General features: G+C 43.6%; 20 protein-coding genes. 13 read left to right on the top strand and 7 right to left on the bottom strand.

Annotated features, from left to right (window positions below; genetic code table 11):
* Positions 1-29: 29 nt before the first annotated feature.
* Both ACE5CV_RS09820 and ACE5CV_RS09825 read right to left on the bottom strand, forming a co-directional pair.
* On the bottom strand, positions 30-1,556 hold the full coding sequence (locus tag ACE5CV_RS09820) for a GNAT family N-acetyltransferase (protein ID WP_374949987.1): 1,527 nt from the start codon (positions 1,554-1,556) through the stop codon (positions 30-32).
* Between the two features lie 124 nt (positions 1,557-1,680).
* Positions 1,681-2,058: a DoxX family protein gene (locus ACE5CV_RS09825; RefSeq protein WP_374949988.1), complete on the bottom strand. Its 378-nt coding sequence runs from the start codon at positions 2,056-2,058 to the stop codon at positions 1,681-1,683.
* A gap of 167 nt (positions 2,059-2,225) precedes the next feature.
* Between ACE5CV_RS09825 and hemA the strand changes: the two genes are divergently transcribed.
* Positions 2,226-3,452 carry a glutamyl-tRNA reductase gene (gene hemA, locus ACE5CV_RS09830; RefSeq protein WP_374949989.1) on the top strand — a complete coding sequence of 409 codons (1,227 nt, stop codon included), beginning with the start codon at positions 2,226-2,228 and terminating at the stop codon, positions 3,450-3,452.
* A 139-nt stretch (positions 3,453-3,591) separates the two neighbouring features.
* Here hemA and ACE5CV_RS09835 read toward each other — a convergent pair whose 3' ends face one another.
* Positions 3,592-4,398, bottom strand: coding sequence for a hypothetical protein (locus ACE5CV_RS09835; RefSeq protein ID WP_374949990.1), 807 nt, complete (start codon positions 4,396-4,398; stop codon positions 3,592-3,594).
* 260 nt (positions 4,399-4,658) lie between these two features.
* Positions 4,659-5,480 (bottom strand): hypothetical protein, encoded by an 822-nt coding sequence (locus ACE5CV_RS09840; RefSeq protein WP_374949991.1) that lies wholly within the window; start codon positions 5,478-5,480, stop codon positions 4,659-4,661.
* A 306-nt stretch (positions 5,481-5,786) separates the two neighbouring features.
* Between ACE5CV_RS09840 and hemC the strand changes: the two genes are divergently transcribed.
* From hemC to ACE5CV_RS09880, 8 genes are all read left to right on the top strand, one after another.
* On the top strand, positions 5,787-7,361 hold the full coding sequence (hemC, locus tag ACE5CV_RS09845) for a hydroxymethylbilane synthase (protein ID WP_374949992.1): 1,575 nt from the start codon (positions 5,787-5,789) through the stop codon (positions 7,359-7,361).
* Positions 7,362-7,444: 83 nt separating this feature from the next.
* Positions 7,445-8,416, top strand: coding sequence for a porphobilinogen synthase (gene hemB / locus ACE5CV_RS09850; RefSeq protein WP_374949993.1), 972 nt, complete (start codon positions 7,445-7,447; stop codon positions 8,414-8,416).
* 110 nt (positions 8,417-8,526) lie between these two features.
* Positions 8,527-9,849: a glutamate-1-semialdehyde 2,1-aminomutase gene (gene hemL / locus ACE5CV_RS09855; RefSeq protein ID WP_374949994.1), complete on the top strand. Its 1,323-nt coding sequence runs from the start codon at positions 8,527-8,529 to the stop codon at positions 9,847-9,849.
* Between the two features lie 10 nt (positions 9,850-9,859).
* Positions 9,860-10,738: a sensor histidine kinase gene (locus ACE5CV_RS09860; protein ID WP_374949995.1), complete on the top strand. Its 879-nt coding sequence runs from the start codon at positions 9,860-9,862 to the stop codon at positions 10,736-10,738.
* Between the two features lie 16 nt (positions 10,739-10,754).
* The gene (locus ACE5CV_RS09865) at positions 10,755-11,462 is read left to right on the top strand and encodes a response regulator transcription factor (RefSeq protein WP_374949996.1); all 708 of its coding nucleotides are present in this window, start codon (positions 10,755-10,757) and stop codon (positions 11,460-11,462) included.
* A 3-nt stretch (positions 11,463-11,465) separates the two neighbouring features.
* On the top strand, positions 11,466-11,987 hold the full coding sequence (locus ACE5CV_RS09870; protein WP_374949997.1) for a tol-pal system YbgF family protein: 522 nt from the start codon (positions 11,466-11,468) through the stop codon (positions 11,985-11,987).
* 80 nt (positions 11,988-12,067) lie between these two features.
* Positions 12,068-13,093, top strand: coding sequence for a uroporphyrinogen decarboxylase (hemE, locus tag ACE5CV_RS09875; protein ID WP_374949998.1), 1,026 nt, complete (start codon positions 12,068-12,070; stop codon positions 13,091-13,093).
* 48 nt (positions 13,094-13,141) lie between these two features.
* Positions 13,142-13,678 (top strand): CopD family protein, encoded by a 537-nt coding sequence (locus tag ACE5CV_RS09880; protein WP_374949999.1) that lies wholly within the window; start codon positions 13,142-13,144, stop codon positions 13,676-13,678.
* 4 nt (positions 13,679-13,682) lie between these two features.
* On the opposite strand, the gene ACE5CV_RS09885 is transcribed toward ACE5CV_RS09880, so the two are convergent.
* Genes ACE5CV_RS09885 through ACE5CV_RS09895 form a run of 3 tightly spaced genes read right to left on the bottom strand, consistent with a single transcriptional unit; the run spans position 13,683 to position 15,574 of the window.
* Positions 13,683-14,084 (bottom strand): PIN domain-containing protein, encoded by a 402-nt coding sequence (locus ACE5CV_RS09885; RefSeq protein WP_374950000.1) that lies wholly within the window; start codon positions 14,082-14,084, stop codon positions 13,683-13,685.
* Positions 14,084-14,263: a type II toxin-antitoxin system VapB family antitoxin gene (locus ACE5CV_RS09890; protein WP_374950001.1), complete on the bottom strand. Its 180-nt coding sequence runs from the start codon at positions 14,261-14,263 to the stop codon at positions 14,084-14,086. The genes ACE5CV_RS09885 and ACE5CV_RS09890 overlap by 1 nt, the downstream gene beginning before the upstream one ends.
* Positions 14,264-14,296: 33 nt before the next feature.
* On the bottom strand, positions 14,297-15,574 hold the full coding sequence (locus ACE5CV_RS09895; RefSeq protein ID WP_374950002.1) for an amidohydrolase family protein: 1,278 nt from the start codon (positions 15,572-15,574) through the stop codon (positions 14,297-14,299).
* Positions 15,575-15,684: 110 nt separating this feature from the next.
* Between ACE5CV_RS09895 and ACE5CV_RS09900 the strand changes: the two genes are divergently transcribed.
* The 4 genes from ACE5CV_RS09900 (at position 15,685) to ACE5CV_RS09915 (ending at position 18,988) form a co-directional block, all read left to right on the top strand.
* Positions 15,685-16,254 (top strand): RNA polymerase sigma factor, encoded by a 570-nt coding sequence (locus tag ACE5CV_RS09900; protein ID WP_374950177.1) that lies wholly within the window; start codon positions 15,685-15,687, stop codon positions 16,252-16,254.
* On the top strand, positions 16,238-17,005 hold the full coding sequence (locus ACE5CV_RS09905; protein WP_374950003.1) for a hypothetical protein: 768 nt from the start codon (positions 16,238-16,240) through the stop codon (positions 17,003-17,005). Before ACE5CV_RS09900 ends, ACE5CV_RS09905 begins: the two co-directional genes overlap by 17 nt.
* Positions 17,006-17,037: 32 nt before the next feature.
* On the top strand, positions 17,038-17,856 hold the full coding sequence (locus tag ACE5CV_RS09910) for an outer membrane beta-barrel protein (RefSeq protein ID WP_374950004.1): 819 nt from the start codon (positions 17,038-17,040) through the stop codon (positions 17,854-17,856).
* A 133-nt stretch (positions 17,857-17,989) separates the two neighbouring features.
* Positions 17,990-18,988 (top strand): ABC transporter ATP-binding protein, encoded by a 999-nt coding sequence (locus ACE5CV_RS09915; protein ID WP_374950005.1) that lies wholly within the window; start codon positions 17,990-17,992, stop codon positions 18,986-18,988.
* The last annotated feature ends 3 nt before the right edge of the window (positions 18,989-18,991 follow it).

The raw sequence follows: 18,991 nt of genomic DNA on the forward strand, positions 1-18,991 counted from the left end.
AAAATTACCAGCGCAATGTATGAATTGATTTATATTTTCTTCCCGTTAAAAGTTATTCCATACAGATCCGTACGCCTGTCTTTTAAATTTTGTACGCTGCCATACTCATGCAGGGCGTCCAGTGCAGATAGGTCGACATCGGCAATAACGATCATCTCGCTGTTTGGCGTGGCCTCCGACTGGATCCCGTTTGTTGGGAAACCAAAGTCTGACGGTGTGAACACGGCCGATTGCGCGTAAGAAATACCCATGTTGTTTACATTAGGCAAGTTACCTACGCAGCCGGCAATTGCTACGTAGCACTCATTTTCTACAGCGCGGGCCTGGGCGCAAAATTTAACCCGGTTGTAGCCGTTTTGCGTATCTGTAAGGAATGGTACAAACAGGATCTGCATATCCTGACTGGCCAGAATGCGCGATAGCTCCGGAAACTCCACATCGTAACAGATCAGGATACCGATCTTGCCGGCATCGGTATCAAAGGCAATTACCTCATCTCCGCCGCGCATACCCCATGAACTGATCTCGGAAGGCGTAGGGTGAATTTTGGTGGTCATTTCAATACTGCCGTTACGCCTGAAAAGGTACGATACGTTGTACATCGAATCATCCTCTATTTTAGGCATACTCCCGGCAATTATATTTACGTTGTAGGATACCGCCAGCTTTGTGAAAGCCTCTACAATAGGTTGCGTAAACTGCGCCAGCTCGCGCATGGCTTTGGCAGCATCCATATGGTTATAGTCGGCCATTAACGGCGTATTGAACAACTCCGGGAAAAGCAAAAAGTCCGACTGGTAGTCGCTCACCGCATCCACAAAATATTCGGCATGTTTGAGGAGTTCGCTGATGTTACTGTAGGGGCGCATTTGCCATTGCACCAAGCCAATACGTACCTGCGTTTTATTATTGATAACTGAGCTAACCTCTTCATAGTAAACGTTGTTCCACTCTATCAGCGTAGCAAAACCTTTAGAGCGGCTATCCTCCGGCAGGTAGTTACGCAATATCTTCCGTACGTGGAAATCATTGGCTAACTGAAATGACAAGGTAGGGTCATAGATCTCTTTATACTTTACCTTGTCTATGTATTGTTTTGGCGTAAGATCGTTTTGAAATTTCTGATAATTAGGGATACGGCCGCCGGCAATAATGCTTTTAAGGTTAAGTTTTTCACAGAGTGCCTTACGGGCTTCATAAAGGCGGCGGGCAAGGCGCAAACCGCGATATTTTGGGTGCACGAATATGTCTATTCCGTATAGTACGTCGCCTTTATCGGTGTGGGTTTTAAAGCTACTGTCGCCGGTTATCTGCTTGTAAGTATGAGTATCGCCAAATTTGTCGTAATCAACAATAATTGACAGGGCGCAGCCAACCACAACATTATTAACGGTAACGCATATTTGCCCTTCGGGAAAAAGTTTGATTAGTTTTTTGATAGAAGCGGCATCCCAGTAATCCTCATCCATATCCAGATAAGCCGACTTCATTGATTTTTTTAGTTCCTGGTAGTCTTGTACGTCCAGGTTACGCATTTCAATACTTTGCAGATCCATTTTGCTGAAACGGGCGCAGCGTAGAATTGTTTGATTTTGGGCGTATTGAGTGTTGAGTTATGAGTGATAAGATTTAAATATTGCGTAAAATAAGTACTCCTAACTCACAACTCCTAACTCAAAACTATTTTCTATGCCACCATGCCCATAATATTAACAGCGGTTGAAAAACAACCAGTCGTAGCCAGGCGATAAACGGGGTAACCACCCACTTACCTCCCAACATAAAAGGGGCATCAATAACCATTTGTATATGGACAGGTAAAAAAGCGATAAGCATCAGGACGATCCCGATGGCTGCTATGTTACGGGTTTTCGGGCTGATCATGAGTGAAGCCAACAAGATCTCAAATATGCCAGACAGGGTATTGAGCAGCACCGGCCAAGGTAAATATTTAGGAATAATGTGATAATATGATGCCGGATTATAAAAATGATTTGCGCCGGCTAACAGGTAACCCACAATAAGGACTGTAAGGCTGAATTTTTTTAAATTTTGCATTTTACACGGCTCATATATTTCGAAAAACGATATTTTAGCAAAATAGGTGGATTAATTTAACACTTTCGCCTAATTTATAAACATTCTAAATACTTCTGTTTGACATATCCTTGACATTGCATGCATTAGGGTATATTACTTTTGTTGGGTCGAAAATAAAAACTGCTTTGAAGTATTTAAAGGTAATTGCTTTTACACATAAACAGATTGAGCTGAAGGAATTGGGGAGGTTGGTGATGTGCCAGGAGCATTTAACCGATAAGCTTCATGACGTTAAGGCCCGGTTTGGTATTTCGGAGATCTTTTACTTATCGACATGTAACCGTGTAGAGTTTGTAATGTCGACCCCACAAGTGGTAGATAAAGAGTTTGCACACTCGTTTATGCAGGCTTTAGAAATGGGCCTTTGCTCGCATTCTACCAATACCTTTTTAGATGCAGCTTCTATTTTTGAAGGCCAGGAAGCGATGAACCATTTGCTGCGCACTTCATGCTCGTTAGAAAGCTTGATTGTTGGCGAGAAAGAAATTTTAGCCCAGCTGCGCAAAGCTTATGAAAACTGCAAAGAGGCTGGTCTAACCGGCGACTCGCTGCGTGTAGTGATGAACTGCATTGTTAAGACCGCTAAAGAAGTTTACACCAACACTAACATTTCTAAGAACCCTATTTCTGTTGTATCACTGGCTTATCGCAAACTGCGCGATCTTAAGCTTTGTACCAACGCCCGTATACTGATCATCGGGGCTGGCGAAACCAACAGGAATATCTCTAAATATCTGCAAAAGCACCGCTTTTCAAATTTCTCTGTTTTTAACCGTACGCTTGCCAATGCACAAAAGCTGGCTAATGAGTTAGGCGGCGAAGCTTTTGAACTGGCCGACCTAAAAACTTACAGCAAAGGGTTTGATGCGATTATTACCTGTACATCTGCCATTGAGCCAATAATTACACCGGAGATCTACGCATCTTTGCTAAACGGCGATACGGATAAGAAAACTATTGTTGACCTGGCCATACCTAATGATACTGCCCCTGAAGTTCTGGAGCATTTCGATGTGAATTTCATAGAAGTACATTCGCTGAATGAAATAGCCAAGAAAAACCTGCAGGAACGCTACCAGGAACTGGTACATGCTGAAGCCATTATTGAGCAGAATATAGCCGAGTTTTTGGTAATGCTTAAACAGCGCAAAATTGAACTGGCCATGCGCCAGGTTCCCGAAAAGATTAAAGAAATCCGCAACAATGCCGTTAATACTGTGTTTGCCGAAGAAGTGCAGGGTATGGATAAAGAGTCGCGCGAAATATTGGAAAAGGTAATGAACTACATGGAGAAAAAGTACATCAGTGTACCCATGATCATGGCCAAAGATATCCTGATCAATAGTAACTAATTCCTCAATGCATTCTTCCGATACCTTTAAAGCAGCAGATAACCAATCTCTGCCGGAAGAAACCCGCATTTATAATTCTAAAACAAGGCCCATATCTTTAGCTATCATGCTTTTAATATGGTATTCACTAAAAATATGCTTACTGTTCTTTTACCGCGCCTGTAGTTGCATCTATCAGGTATTCTTTGTTTGGTTTTCCCGGGCCCTGATAAAATGAAACCATGATAGAATTACTTCCTAAAATTTCCATATAGCCACTGTAGGTAACTAAGGTGCCATCAGTTGATTTATCTCCTGCTGCCCTTCCAGTAAGTCTGCAGGCAAAATCAACTTTTCCCTGTAAAAATGTTGGCTTCTCTACGCCATTAACAAGGCGCTGAACCAACACTCTGCTCCAGGTATACGCAGTGTATAATTGATTATTTTCTATAACATCATTGTTGGCGCTTAATTTTGAATTGTACTCTGTAGTGCTGCTAAATCCGGTTAAACCAACAAAGCTGTATGTGGGGTCTTGCCTTACTACATCGTAATCTACAGTAACCTTGTAGGTATTTAAAAACCCTTTACCTTTCCGGGTTGTTGTTAAGGTGTCAAGCACTTTGTAGCCTGCAACATTGCACAAAGAAGTGACCAGTTTATTGCCTAAATAACTAACCGTGGTATCGCCATTTACTACGGTTTGATTAGTGTTGGTTTGTTCTAATACGGTGCCGCAACCAAGGTTGTCCATAATTACGGGCGTTTTTGCGGATGCAACTTTAGCGCTTGGAATAATACCCAGATTACTTGAAAGCCCTCGTGCAATTTTCAAAGCCAGTTCCTTGCTTATACCTGTACTTGCATCGGCTTTAGCAGGCGTAACATTATCTGATTTTTTGCAGGAAGTTTGAAACAACATAACAGCAACTAAGGCTGTAAGCGTAATTTTATAAATGTTTTGCATTGATGATGGTAGCCAGTTTTGCGAATTTGATTTCCAATCGATTTTACAAAAATCAATCCATCGGCCTTTTATAGATAATGCAGTGCAATTATCCTTTATAACGTGGAATCTCTTTCACACAGCTGGGGAATTATATTCATAACATCGATCCAAATTACAAACGTGGATTCGCGCTTTGATCCGTCAGTAAACAAGAAGGAGCAAGATCTAACGGCTTATACCTGCAGATCTTGCTCCCTTAATATTATAATAACCGGCTATTAAATAGCGGTTAGCTCACCTGTTACCAGGTTGATCATGTATGTTTTAGTAGCAGTGCCAACGTTAACAATCATTTTAACCAGGTTGCCCGGCATAAAATCCATTGTACCGTTGTAAACAATAACAGTGCTCTCGGTAGTTGCATCAGCTTCTTTAGCAGTAATGTTGGTAACAAACTGCACACGTCCTGATACGAATGTAGCTTTCTCGGCATCGTTCGGGGTGCGGTTAGCAGTAATGTTATCCCAGGTATAGCCGGTAGCAATTTTGTTAAAAGAGGTAACAGCAGTTCCGCTTACTTTAGAGTTGTATTCGGTTGTGCTGGTAAAGCCGTTAACGCTTACCTTGCTATAATCAGCCTCTAATGATTTAACGTTGTAATTTAAAGCTATGCTGTAAGAGTTGTTAAAGCCGGCACCTTTTTGTGTTTTTGTTAAGGTATCTATCAGGTTGTATGCGTCTAAAGTAACGCCGTCATGAAAGAAACCATCGCATTTATAGGTAAATACCCGTCTGCCTGCATATGAGGTAGTGGTATCGCCGTTAACAGCACTCGTATTGGTAAGGGTTGTTGCTACCTGCCCGCAGGTGTTAGCGTCCATGGTAACCACAGTGCGCGCACCGCTTGTTTTTACGCCGTTACTGCCGGTTGCAGTTACACCGGTGGATAATGAGCGGTAAAGGTTCAGCGCAATTCTTTTGCTGATATCGGCTGTGTTTAATTCTTTAGTTGGCGCAACATTGTCAGATTTTTTACATGACACGTGCAATAATGTTACAGCAATTAACGCTGTGAAAATGATTTTGTAAAAGTGTTTCATTAATAAGCCTATTATATTTTGCGCTAATATATTTATTTGCTTTAAATAGTTATCAAAAAGAATGTCAATACGTTACAAATAATTTATAAGATTAATTATGGGTTAATTATAAAATATATATTAAAGAATAGGCAACTAATTACTGCCTTTTTGGTAGCTATAAAAATTTAAGTTGTCAATAAATTGTTTTAACGTAGGTGAGATCTGTTATATTCATGAAACTTAGTCAGTCTACTTTCATATCCTTAATTAATACTATATTACTGTTCATAAAAAATTAAATTTGCACAGTAAAATTATACCCCTTTGGATAGAAAGATAATAATAGGAACGCGTGGAAGCGAATTAGCTTTATGGCAGGCAAACTTTGTAAAAGACAGCCTGGCCGCCATAAATATTACCGCCGAACTGAAGATCATCAAAACCCAGGGCGACCGTATCCTGAACCTTAGCTTTGATAAGCTGGAGGGTAAGGGTTTTTTTACCAAAGAGCTGGAAGAAGAATTAATTGCAGGCAGCATTGATGTTGCGGTACACTCGCATAAAGATCTGCCTACTGAAAACCCTCCGGGACTCATTATCGCAGCAGTTTCAGAACGGGAAGACCCGGCTGAACTGTTGTTGATCTTGAAAGATGTGGTTGATGTGCGCCAAAAATTGTCGGTTAAGTTTGGCGGTTTGGTGGGTACATCATCTAATCGGCGCAAGGCACAGTTGCTGGCCATTCGCCCGGACCTGGAGATAGATGAACTGCGCGGCAACGTACCAACCCGTATTGGTAAGCTGCGCGATGAAAAATACGATGCCATTATGCTGGCCAAGGCCGGCGTTACCCGTTTGGGTATTGACCTGAGTGAGTTTCATGTGGAAGAACTTACTGCAACTGAATTTATACCTGCACCGGCGCAAGGTGCGCTGGCTATCCAGATCCGCGAAAGCGACCATGCATTGTTTGAAACCCTGCAGGCACTTAACCATCCGGATGTTGCTGAAGAACTGGCGCTGGAACGTGGCGTGCTCAAAATGTTTGGCGGTGGTTGCCATTTGCCTTTGGGCGTTTACTGCCGCCGCGACGATGGTAAATTTCAGGTATTTACCTCAAAGGCCGATGATGGCGAAGGGTTCCCGGACAGGCTGTTTGTTGAATCGGACACGTTAGAGGGCGTGGCCGATAAAATCATCGCCCGATTTGCCAAAGACCGTAAATATCCTAATAAAGTATTCATCTCGCGCGATATATCAGCCGCAAGTTATTTCCGCCGCGCGTTAGAAAAACATAAAATAGAGATTGAAGCCCGTTCGCTGATCCGTACAGTGCCGGTGATCACCAAATTTGATTCGTACATACTACGCAATATGGATTGGGTGTTTTTTACCAGCAAAAACGCCGTAGAATATTTCTTTAAGCTAAACCCGCAGTTTCCTAAAAAAGTAAAGTTTGGGGTAATGGGCGCAGGGAGCGAAGATATGTTGCGACGAAACGGCCACTTTGCCGATTTTGTTGGCGAAAGTAATGATACAGCCGATGTTGCTGCAGATTTTGCAAAGATGGCTAATGGCAGCCATATTTTGTTTCCCGGTGCTGATAATCCGATGAGGAGCATTCAACAGGGTTTATCTGCCGATACGAAAATAATTGATCTGCCTGTTTATGAAACGGTGCTGGAAGAACAGGTTGAGCCAAGCGGAGCAGATGTGCTGGTTTTTACCAGCCCGAGCAATGTAGAAGCTTACTTCGTTGATAACCTGCTTGAGCCCGGTCAAAAGGTAATTGCGATAGGTAAATCTACCGGTAAAAAGTTTGATGAAATGGGTGTAAAATATACCCTGCCTTTCTCGCCCGACGAAGTTGGTTTGGCAGAAGCGGTGTTTGGGATTTAATAGTCTTTATGTCATTGAGTCATTAGGTCATTATAATAATTAAGGCCGGCAATTCAATGACTTAATGGCCTTAATAAAATAGGATGCTACAACGACCAAGAAGAAACCGGAAAAGTGAAGTGATACGCAAGATGGTGCAGGAAACGCATGTTAGTGCTGCTAATTTGATTTTTCCGCTGTTTATTGTAGATGGCGTAAATCAAAAAACCGAAGTGGCTTCTATGCCAGGTATATTTCGATACTCGGTAGATAATTTACTGCGTGAGGTTGAAGAGTGCATGAACCTGGGCTTACACTCATTCGATCTGTTCCCTAACATTCACGATGATTTTAAGGATAAGTATGCTACCGAGAGCCATCGTGAAGAAAGCCTATATCTGCGCGCTATCCGCGAGGTGAAGAAGAACTTTCCGGAATCGTGTATAATTACTGATGTGGCGATGGACCCATATAGCAGCGACGGGCACGATGGGATAGTTGAGAACGGGGAAATTTTGAACGACGAGACTTTAGAAGTTTTAGGTAAAATGGCCCTTGCCCATGCCCGCAGCGGTGCCGATATCATCGCTCCAAGTGATATGATGGATGGCCGTGTTGGCTACATCCGCAAGGTGCTTGATGATAATAAGTTTACCAATGTATCCATTATGTCGTATTCGGCTAAATATGCCAGCGCATTTTATGGGCCGTTTAGGGATGCACTTAACTCGGCGCCAAAGTTTGGTGATAAAAAATCTTACCAGATGAACCCCGCTAATCAGCGTGAAGCTTTAATTGAAGCCCGTTTAGACGAGGTGGAAGGCGCTGATTTTTTAATGGTAAAACCTGCGTTGCCTTATCTGGATGTAATAAAGCTGATAAAGGATAATACGGAATTACCTGTAGCCGCCTACAACGTAAGCGGAGAATACGCGATGATAAAGGCGGCCATACAAAACGGCTGGCTTAACGAGCAGCGCGCCATTACCGAAGTGCTTACCAGTATTCGCCGGGCCGGCGCAACCGCTATATTAACCTATCACGCAAAAGAGGTATTGAAGAATAAGTGGTTGTAGGCCCCACCCAACCCTCCCCGGAAGGGAGGGCATTAGAAAGAATTTAGACATTACGTTAAAGAATATAAAATATAAGTTTCCCCTTCCGGGGGATATTTAGAGGGGGCGAAATGAGCAAACCAGATATCAGCAGAGCTAAATCTGCAGCATTATACGAAAAAGCCAAAACTTATTTCCCGGGTGGGGTAAACTCGCCGGTAAGGGCGTTCAAGTCTGTTTATGGCACCCCGCTTTTTATTGAAAAGGGAGATGGTAGCCACATTTGGGATGCCGACGGCAATGAATTTATAGATTTTTGCTGTTCATGGGGCCCGCTTATCCTTGGCCATAACCATGCTTCGGTGCGTAACAAGGTAATGGAGGTAATGCAAAATGGCATGTCGTTCGGTGCGCCTACAGCGCTGGAAAACGAACTTGCCGAACTGATCCTGACCAACAATAAATTTATAGAGAAGATCCGTTTTGTAAGCTCAGGTACCGAGGCGGTAATGTCGGCCATCAGGCTGGCTCGTGGCTATACCAAGCGCGATAAGATCCTGAAGTTTGAAGGTTGCTATCATGGCCATACCGATGCTTTGCTGGTAAAGGCAGGATCGGGACTGGTAACCTTTGGTGAAACTTCATCTGCAGGGGTACCCAAGGCTTTTGCCGATGAAACAATAGTGGTTGCCCTGAACGATAAAGAAGCGCTGCAAAAGGCCTTTGAAGAGTTTAGCGGACAAATTGCAGCGGTTATCATTGAGCCGGTTCCGGCCAATAACGGACTGCTGCTGCAAACACAGGATTATTTAACCTTTCTGCTGGAGATCTGTACCCGAAACGGCACCATGCTATTGTTTGATGAAGTGATCTCGGGTTTTCGCATAGGTTTTGAAGGTGCTGCAGGTTATTACGGCATCCGCCCTGATATTATCACTTATGGTAAGATCATCGGTGGTGGTTTACCGGTAGGGGCATACGGCGCATCTGCAGAGATCATGGATCATATTTCGCCGGTTGGTTCTGTTTACCAGGCAGGTACCTTATCAGGTAACCCGGTAGCTATGGCCGCCGGTATAGCCCAGTTAACTGAACTGCTGCAACCCGGCTTTTATCAGGAACTGGAAGCAAAAACAACCGGGTTTGTTAATAGCGTCCGCGAATTTGTTGCGCAGCGCGGTTATGCAGTTAAGGTATTCACAATTGGTTCCATTTTCTGGTTTGCTTTTACAGATCAGGATACCATCAGGACAGCAGATGAGATTGACCCGAACAGCATGCTTAAATTTAAAGCAATGCACCGCGAGCTCATCAACAGGGGTATTTACCTGGGCCCGTCTGGTTACGAGGTAGGCTTTATATCTTCCGCCCATACAACAGACGATTTGGATAGAACAAAAACAGCTATCTTTGATAGTCTGGATATTGTATTTGAACTAAACAGCACTATTTAAAATTAATGCAATGAAATTTTTCAAGAAGTCGCTGGTGATTTTTTATGCTATCATTATCTACGCCCTGGCCGAGTTGATGTGGTGGGGCTACATGCTGGTTAAGCTTAACCCGTTGCGTAAAGGCATGATAATGGGCGAAGGATCCATGTTTGTGGTGGTGTTTTTAGTCGGTGCTTACTTTCTGCATAAGTCCCTTGCAAAAGAGCAAAAGTTGCACGAGCAGAAAAAGAATTTCCTGCTGTCGGTAACACACGAATTAAAATCACCCCTGGCATCTATTAAAATTTTATTACAAACCATCCAGAAACGCGACCTAACCAAGGCGCAGGTGCTTAATTTTATTGATAAGTCATTGCTGGATGTAGAACGTTTAGATGATATGGTAGAGAACATGCTGCTGGCATCAAAAATAGATAACCAGTCGTACACATTCCCAAAAGCGCAGTTCAATCTTTCTGTACTGGTAGATAGTATTGTAAACCGCCTGCAGATAAGCAAATGCGATTGTAACCAGCAAATCATCAATGCCGAGATCGAACCGAAGATTGAGATAACCGGTGATAAATTTGCGCTGACATCGGTAGTAACCAATTTGGTAGAAAATGCCGTTAAGTATTCAAGCCCATGCGAAACAGTGAACGTAAAACTATTTGAAAAAGAAGGCAAGATCTACTTCCAGGTGGCAGATCATGGAATAGGCATAGCCGATGAAGAGAAAAGCCGTATTTTTGATAAGTTTTACCGGGTAGGCAGTGAAGATACCCGTAACACAAAAGGTACCGGTTTGGGGTTGTATATAGTTAAAGAAGTATTAGACAAACACCAGGCAAGCATCAAAGTAAAAGATAACCGCCCTGCCGGCAGCGTGTTTGAAGTTGTTTTTGCATAAACCTAAATTAAATATCATGCTCACTAAAAAAAGAATTTTATTAGCCGAAGACGAAGACCATTTGTTAGAGGCCATCAAATTAAACCTGGAGCTGGAAGGTTATAAAGTTTCTACAGCAAATAATGGTAAAAAGGCCCTTCAAATCTTTAAAGAAGAGCGTTTTAACCTGGTTATACTGGATGTGATGATGCCGGAGATTGATGGCTTTGTGGTTGCGGAGACCATCCGCCTGGAAAATTCAGAGGTGCCTATCATGTTCTTAACCGCAAAAAATACTAACGAGGATAAGATCTCTGGTCTTAAAAAAGGTGCTGATGATTACCTTACTAAACCCTTTAACCTGGAAGAGCTGATTTTACGCGTGAACAACCTGGTAAAACGCAGCCTGAAAGGTGATGATCTTAAAGAGTTTAACAGCTACAAAATAGGCGACAAAACTATCCACTTTAATTCCTTTGAACTGGTTAACGAGGATGAAAGCATTACCCCGCTCACCAAAAAGGAAACCATGCTGTTAAAATTACTTATAGAGCGCCGCAATGAGGCCGTATCCCGCGAGCAGATCCTGGAAACGGTATGGAACTATGACGTTTATCCGTCTACCCGTACCATTGATAACTTTATCCTTACTTTCCGCAAGTACTTTGAACCTGATCCTAAAAACCCGGTTTATTTCCATTCTATTCGCGGTGTGGGTTATAAATTTACAGACAACCAGCACTAATAAATGTTCACTAACAGGGCACGCGTTTTAGTTATCGGGCTGTTTGTTATATTGCTGGCTGTTATCGTTAAACTACAGGTTTACGAGCTGGCAGCTGTTGCTGTATTATTTATCGCGTTGCTGATATGGGGTTATTTTAAACAGGGAACCATAGTGCTGGCAGCCAAGGCCTTCCACCAAAAGGATTATGCTAAAGCCGAAGGCCTGTTAAAGCAAATTGCACGGCCCGACTGGCTGAGCAAAAAGCGCCGTGGTTTTTATGAATTTATATACGGCGGTATTTGTTTGCAAAAGCGCGAATATGAACAAGCCGAACAGCATTACGAATTAGCGGCACAATACCCGCTGCGTAATGCAAACGATCACGTAGCTGCGTTGGTGCATGTGGCCAACATTAATGTTCGTAACGGTAACTATGATAAAGCTCGGGCCTACCTCTCGTTAACAGAAAAACATAAGGCGAATATTACCGCTAAAATGAAGGATGTTATAGACAAGGTAGAGCAGGAATTAAAAAAACACTAAGATTTATAAGGTGGATGGATGAAAGAGGAAGGACAAAAATCCTTTTGTCTTTTGTATTAAAGTCCTTCCTTTCCAACAATATGAAAGACTCGTTATTTTTAAAAGCCGCATTTTCAAAGGAAACAGAACGACCACCGGTATGGATGATGCGCCAGGCTGGCCGCTTTATGCCACAGTATTGGGAGATCAAAAACAAGTATTCGTTTTTGGAGATGTGCAAAACGCCGGAAATTGCCGCAGATGTCACTATGCTGCCGGTAGATCTGCTGGATATTGATGCTGCAATCCTTTTCTCGGATATATTGGTAACCGGCGAAGCAATGGGCGGCGACCTGAGTTTTACGCAGGGCATAGGCCCTAAATTTGCTAACCCTGTACGCACACAGGCCGATATCGATAATTTGCAAACTGACGTAGGCGACAATCTGCAATATGTTGCCGATGCCATAAAAGTGATACAGCAGCGCCTCAACGGCCGCATCCCGCTGATAGGTTTTGCAGGTGCACCTTTTACGGTGATGAGCTACCTGGTTGAAGGCGGATCATCCAAAGATTTTAAGCTGACCAAGCTGATGCTGCATAACCATCCGGAAATGGCGCATCAGTTGCTGTCAAAAATTGCCACGGTTACGGCAGATTATCTTAACCTGCAGATTGCAGCCGGGGTAAACGCCGTACAAATTTTTGATAGCTGGGCACAGGCATTATCATGGGATGATTATACCGAATTTTCGCACCGTTATATCGTAGAGATCATCAGCAAGCTGAACAGGACGGATATTCCCGTGATATCGTTCTGTAAAGGCAGCTCGGTTTTTGCACCTTTAATGGCCGAAGCTAAACCGGATATCGTATCAATAGACTGGAATGTTGACCTGTTGGATATCAAAAAACGTTTACCGCAAGGGATGGCAGTACAGGGCAATTTGGATCCGCATATTTTGTATGCCGATAAATCGGTGATCAAAGATCGCATCCACCGCCTTTTTGAACGTATGCGTGGCGAACCGGGCTTTATCTTCAACCTGGGTCACGGTATTATGCCGGATATCCCTTTTGATAATGTTAAGTACGCCGTTGAGGTGATCAAAGAATACCGTTACTAATAACAAAAGTGTCTTTGCGAGGAGCGCAGTGACACAATTGAGTAAGCCATGTACCAATACGTATTAGCCATACATATTATCTTTGTAGTCTGCTGGATGGCGGGGCTGTTTTACATGGTGCGCCTGTTTATTTACCATACCGAGGCGCAAGACAAGCCCGAACCTGCCCGTACTATCCTGTCTGATCAGTTCGAGATTATGGAGCGTAAGCTGTGGTGGGTGATTGCTACACCAAGCATGTACCTTGTTATCATCGCAGGTGCGTTGATGATACACCTGCATAAATGGTATATGATATGGCCAGGTTGGTTAATTATCAAATTGTTATTTGTTGTGGGCCTTATCGTGTACCATGCCGTTTGCCAGCGCAAAATGAACCAGATGGCTAAAGGTATTTACAAATGGACATCTACCCAGTTACGTTTGTGGAACGAACTGGCTACGATCCTGCTGTTTGCTATCGTTTTTTTGGTGGTATTAAAAAGCGCCGTTAACTGGATCTTCGGGGTGATAGGCATTATTGTTTTCAGCCTGGTAATCATGTCGGCAGTGAAAATCTATAAGTTGATAAGGGAGAAGAAGTAATAAGTTAAGGTTTGATGACAATTAGATCGCTGTGCATGGACATATGTGCAAAGTCCCTGTCTTCATGTAGTAGAAGTACATTGTTTTTAATAGCATATGCAGCTATTAAGCAATCGTTTGGTTTTCGTACCGTTATCCCGTTTTTTTTAAACGACCTATATAACTGTGCAGCTTCTATCGCCAATTCATAAGAGTTATTATTTAGCATTAGCAATCCATCAAAATAACTTTTAAGTGATTTATAATCACTGTCAACTAAAACGCCCTGTAATACCTCTTGTAAGATAGTTGGGCATGTAGCTATGATCATTTGCTCCAACTGATTTTCAAGGTATCCGGTTGCCAATGTATCGAACTTTTTGAGGTAGTTTATCCAAACGGATGTGTCGATTAAAACGATATCCATTATTTAGAAACTTCTTCGTCAAATTGGATCTTACCGCGTAAAGCAATTATTTTGGTTTGGTTTTGAAGTCTAAGTAATAACTCCAATCCTTTCTCAACAGCCTCTTTCTTTGTTTTGATATTGGAGTTTTTTAAAACTTTAGCCATTAACGCATCGTTAATTTCTATGTTAGTTCTCATGTGTATTTTTTTATATAAATATACACCTAAATTTTATTTCTGCAAATAAACCACCCCATCTTTCATTACCAATCTAACATCCTTTACCGCTTTAAGAGCTTCAACCGGATTGCCCTCAACCGCCACAAGGTCTGCCAGGTAACCTGCTTTGATATTACCCAGATCTTTTAATTCAAAAACTGCTGCGTTAATTGATGTAGCAGATCGCAGTACGTCGATATTCTTCATTCCGTACTCGGCCATTAACAGCATTTCTTTAGCGTTATCGCCATGTGTAAACACACCCACATCGCCACCCATTAGTATGGTGACGCCGGCTTTAAGCGCGTCGGTAAAAATCTGGTGTTTATGCTTCATCACTTCCGGCTCGGCATCGATGCCTTTTTTCCAGCCTTTGTAAGTACTGATAGATTCGGTTGCTGCAAGGGTTGGGCATAAAGCAATACCTTTCGCCTTCATCAGTTTAAACAATTCAGGTGTGCCGCCATCGCCATGCTCAATAGTGCTAACACCTGCCGTAATAGCGCGGCGCATTCCCTCTTCCGTACCGGAATGTACTACCACTTGTCTGCCGCTGCTGCCGGCAACTGCTACGGCTGTTTTTAATTCATCGACAGTAAAGGTTGGTGCAGCAGTGCCGTTGGCACCCCAGCGGTAATCGGCGTAGAGTTTTATTACATCGGCCCCATAGCCAATTTGAGAGCGGATCACACGCGTTAAGCCCTCATAGCCATCTGCCGCTTCGGCACCGGTTGGTAGCACAGCTTCGGTAACGTTACTTTTGGGCCCGTAACTGCCGGTAGCAACAATCGCCCTGGTGGCTATCAGCATTCGCGGGCCGGGGATAACGCCTTTGTTTATGGCGGCTTTTAGCCCGGCATCGTCATAGCCTGCACCCTCGGTACCCAAATCACGCACTGTAGTAAACCCGGCCATCAGCGTTGCTTTAGCGTGCAGTACGGCACGGGCAGTCCGCTCTGCCCGGCTTTCGGTCAGCACCTGGTCGTTCCAACGGGTTTCATTGTAAGGATGTAGAAAGAGATGCGAGTGGCCCTCTATCATACCCGGCATCAGGGTTGTACCTTTCAGTTCGATGACACTGGTGCCGTTGGGTATTGTTATTGCCGATGGTTCGCCCGCAGTTTCTATACGTTTGCCCTTTACAAGTACCTGCCAGTTAGCGTGCATCTCCTTCCCGTCGAAAACACGGTCTGGTTTAAGCAGAACGTAACCGTTAGCTGGAGTTGTTTGAGCCAGCACGGTAATACACCTGCTGATTAGAAAAATAATTACAAGCTTTACAATTTTCATTACAGTGAAAGATAACTTACTTTATAGCATTAAAGCGGATGAAATTTAGCTAAAATTATTTTGCCAACCATGCAACCATTTATAGGTCCCTGCCATCTTACTGTTAAATGATGTTTTTGGAACCTAAACCTAATATCGACGAACTTGTTAAGCGGTGTAAAGCCGGCCAGCGCAAAGCCCAGGAGATGCTTTATAAGCGACTGGCAGGTAAGATGCTGGGCGTGTGCATGCGTTATTCTATCGATAGGATGGAGGCCGAAGATATGCTGCAAAACGGCTTTATCAAGGTGTTTCAGAAGATGGGAGATTATCGCGGCGAGGGATCATTTGAAGGTTGGGTAAGGCGTATTATGGTACACAGCTCAATTGAGTACTACCGCCGCCATCATAAAATGATGCAGGTGGTTGATATGGACGAGGCCGGTGAAGAACCAACGGTAAATGCAATAGCATCAAGCAGTTTAGAAGCTAAGGATCTGCTGATGTTGATCAAAGGCCTATCGCCGGGTTACCGTATGGTATTTAACATGTACGCTATAGACGGTTACTCGCATAAGGAGATCGCCGAAATGACCGGCATTAGCGAGGGAGCGTCAAAATCGCAGTTATCAAGGGCGAGGGCGATACTGAAGGAACAGATATTAAGCATCGAAAAAAAAAGATATGAGTATGCAGGATAAGGAAATTGATCATTTGTTCCGGTCGGAACTGGCGGAGCTGGAGATACAGCCGTCGCCAATTGTCTGGAAAAATATCGCCCAAAAAATCGATAGCGGCAAGAGACGGAAAAGCTGGCTACCTTATTTAAGCGTTGCAGCAAGTATATTGTTTTTGGTGGCAATAGGGCTGTACTTTATTCCGCAGGTAAAATCCGTCCAGCAAAAACCAATGCAAATAACTGCATACAAAAACAATAAACCGGTTCATGCTATTGTTGCACCGGGGGTTATCAAAAACGCAAGTGCCGCATCGGCGCTAGCTGATCAGCCAGTGGTTGCCAAGGCATCTGTAAAAGGTCATAATTTAAATAAAACGGCTGCCCGGGTACAGTCGAATGTTTTACCTGCTATTGTAACAGAAGAGAAAAATGAGCAAGTGGCACAAAATATGCCACGCAGTGCAGAAATCATTAAACCGGTTGTACCTGGTGCCGAGACACGGTTAACCGCACAGGCAGATATCAGCGAGGCAGATCCGGCTATGTTGCAACAGCCGCTAGATATTAAAAACCCGCCTGGCGAAATAAAGGTTTTGGCCGCAAATATTACCAGAAGGCACCGCATTAACAGCCTTGGCGACCTGATAAATGTGGTAGTAAGTAAAGTAGATAAACGTAAAGATAAACTGATAGAGTTCAGTGGTACCGATGATGATGAGTCGACCATTTCAGGAGTAAACCTGGGCTTTGTTAAACTAAAAAAACAGGACTAATTAAATTCTTTGACCATATTCACAATTATTATATGAAACGCGTTATATATACCTTCCTGATAATTTTTATAGCTGCCGGTGCATTTGCCCAAAGCAGTACCGATTCTGTAAAAACAACAACCGATTCCGTAAAGGTAAAACGTAAGCGGATAAGGGTAACCTTTGGGAACGATGTAGCCAAGACAAACAAAAGCGAGCCTGATACGGTGTACCATGCCTCAAAGGCGCCGGGATTTTCATTTGGGTTAACATTTACCAGGTTTGATATTGGCCTTACCGCCCTTAATGATAACGGCAGCTTCACGCTTTCGCCGGTAAACCAGGTGCTTAACTACCGGTCATGGCGCACCAGCTATATCGGGTTTGATGTGTTGCAAATAGGTTACCGTTTTAGCAGTTCGTTCCGCATCTATGCAGCCGGAGGGTTCGACTGGACTAACATTCGGCTTCGCAAAAGCGGCACTTTCCTGCGCGACGCACCGGTGCTAACCTTTGTGCCTGATAACGTCAATTATGATGTAAACCGCCTATCCGCTACGTATATCAGGGTGCCTTTATCATTTGATTTTCGCACACATGATGATGCCGATGGCCGCAGGTTCCACATTGTGGTTGGGCCGGAGTTAGGCGTACTTATCGGTAGCAGGATCAAACAAAAAAGTGGACAGAATGGCGATCTTAAATTAGGCGGCGATTACCATTTCACTAAGTTCCGTTACGGTGCTGTCGCCCGGGTTGGTTACGGTGCCATTGGCCTGTTTGCCAAATACTACGCCAATAACATGTTTGATAACAGCCCCGCACAGGATGGCCTGCGCCAGTTTGCCTTTGGGTTGAGCGTGGGTTGGTAAAACCCGATTCATAAATTAAATAAATTAAGGTTAAGCACTCCTTTTGCAACGCAAATGTGTAATTGGCAAAGCTTTAACTGGTTTAAATCCGGTCAATCCTTAAATCCCGAAATCGTGTGTATCTTTGGCCGCTATGGCAGATGCTTCTTTTTTACAGGCAATTTCAGTTACAAAAACATACCCCGGCGCAACGGCCTCGGGGGTGAAAAATATTAGTTTAGATATTGAGCAGGGCAAGATAACGGCCATTATCGGCTCCAGTGGAAGCGGTAAAAGCACTTTACTGAAGCTGTTGTACGGGCTAATGTCACCCGACGAGGGTGTGGTTAACTTTGAAGGCGAGCGCATTTGGGGGCCGGAAGAAAAGCTGATCCCCGGGCACGATTCGATGAAAATGGTAACCCAGCACACCGACGACCTGAACCTGTTTGCGCGCGTTTGGGACAACGTAGCCGCCATGCTACCGAGTACCAATGTAAAATTTAAAGAAGAGCAAACCGAATTGGTGCTTACCCAATTGAACATGATGAACCTGGCCAAACAACGTGTGGCCGACCTGAGCGGAGGTGAGAAACAACGTGTGGCCATTGCCCGGGCTATAATTACCCAACCCGACGTATTGTTACTTGATGAGCCCTTTAACCAGGTTGATACATCGTTTAGAGAAGGCCTGCAGCACGATATCAGGCAGATAGTACAAGAAACAGGTTTGACAGTGGTAATGGTATCGCATGACCCGGCTGAAGTGCTTTCTATGGCTGATGAATTATTGGTATTACGTGATGGGGAAATTGTTGAAACCGGACATCCAAAATCCATGTATAAAAATCCACAGAGCCTTTATACAGCAGAATTGCTGACCAACTGTAATGTGTTAGACGCCGGCGAAGCATCAATTTGCGGTATGCAAACGGATAAACAATACGTGGTGGTGTACCCGGAATGGATAAGGATTAGCAACGTGCTTAAAACTAATAGCTGGACGGTTAGACAAGTGCTTTTTAAAGGCTTTTACGAAGACCTGATCCTCGAAAACCAGGGCGTTCTGATAAGGGTGGTGAATAACGAACACGATAAATATGCCGAAGGTGATGTAGTTGGCCTGAAAATAAAGAAGTGGCTGGAATATTAACTT

Origin of the sequence: Mucilaginibacter sp. (genome assembly GCF_964263795.1) — a bacterium.
Classification (GTDB): Bacteria; Bacteroidota; Bacteroidia; order Sphingobacteriales; family Sphingobacteriaceae; genus Mucilaginibacter.

Excerpts from the sequence above, each read along its gene's own strand:
- ACE5CV_RS09910 (WP_374950004.1), top strand. The coding sequence starts at position 17,038 with ATGAAACGCGTTATATATACCTTCCTGATAATTTTTATAGCTGCCGGT.
- ACE5CV_RS09880 (WP_374949999.1), top strand. The coding sequence starts at position 13,142 with ATGTACCAATACGTATTAGCCATACATATTATCTTTGTAGTCTGCTGG.
- ACE5CV_RS09820 (WP_374949987.1), bottom strand. The coding sequence starts at position 1,556 with ATGGATCTGCAAAGTATTGAAATGCGTAACCTGGACGTACAAGACTAC.
- ACE5CV_RS09835 (WP_374949990.1), bottom strand. The coding sequence starts at position 4,398 with ATGCAAAACATTTATAAAATTACGCTTACAGCCTTAGTTGCTGTTATG.
- ACE5CV_RS09885 (WP_374950000.1), bottom strand. The coding sequence starts at position 14,084 with ATGGATATCGTTTTAATCGACACATCCGTTTGGATAAACTACCTCAAA.
- hemB (WP_374949993.1), top strand. The coding sequence starts at position 7,445 with ATGCTACAACGACCAAGAAGAAACCGGAAAAGTGAAGTGATACGCAAG.
- ACE5CV_RS09905 (WP_374950003.1), top strand. The coding sequence starts at position 16,238 with ATGAGTATGCAGGATAAGGAAATTGATCATTTGTTCCGGTCGGAACTG.
- ACE5CV_RS09870 (WP_374949997.1), top strand. The coding sequence starts at position 11,466 with ATGTTCACTAACAGGGCACGCGTTTTAGTTATCGGGCTGTTTGTTATA.
- ACE5CV_RS09895 (WP_374950002.1), bottom strand. The coding sequence starts at position 15,574 with ATGAAAATTGTAAAGCTTGTAATTATTTTTCTAATCAGCAGGTGTATT.
- hemL (WP_374949994.1), top strand. The coding sequence starts at position 8,527 with ATGAGCAAACCAGATATCAGCAGAGCTAAATCTGCAGCATTATACGAA.
- ACE5CV_RS09900 (WP_374950177.1), top strand. The coding sequence starts at position 15,685 with ATGTTTTTGGAACCTAAACCTAATATCGACGAACTTGTTAAGCGGTGT.
- ACE5CV_RS09840 (WP_374949991.1), bottom strand. The coding sequence starts at position 5,480 with ATGAAACACTTTTACAAAATCATTTTCACAGCGTTAATTGCTGTAACA.
- ACE5CV_RS09860 (WP_374949995.1), top strand. The coding sequence starts at position 9,860 with ATGAAATTTTTCAAGAAGTCGCTGGTGATTTTTTATGCTATCATTATC.
- ACE5CV_RS09915 (WP_374950005.1), top strand. The coding sequence starts at position 17,990 with ATGGCAGATGCTTCTTTTTTACAGGCAATTTCAGTTACAAAAACATAC.
- ACE5CV_RS09825 (WP_374949988.1), bottom strand. The coding sequence starts at position 2,058 with ATGCAAAATTTAAAAAAATTCAGCCTTACAGTCCTTATTGTGGGTTAC.
- ACE5CV_RS09890 (WP_374950001.1), bottom strand. The coding sequence starts at position 14,263 with ATGAGAACTAACATAGAAATTAACGATGCGTTAATGGCTAAAGTTTTA.
- hemE (WP_374949998.1), top strand. The coding sequence starts at position 12,068 with ATGAAAGACTCGTTATTTTTAAAAGCCGCATTTTCAAAGGAAACAGAA.
- ACE5CV_RS09865 (WP_374949996.1), top strand. The coding sequence starts at position 10,755 with ATGCTCACTAAAAAAAGAATTTTATTAGCCGAAGACGAAGACCATTTG.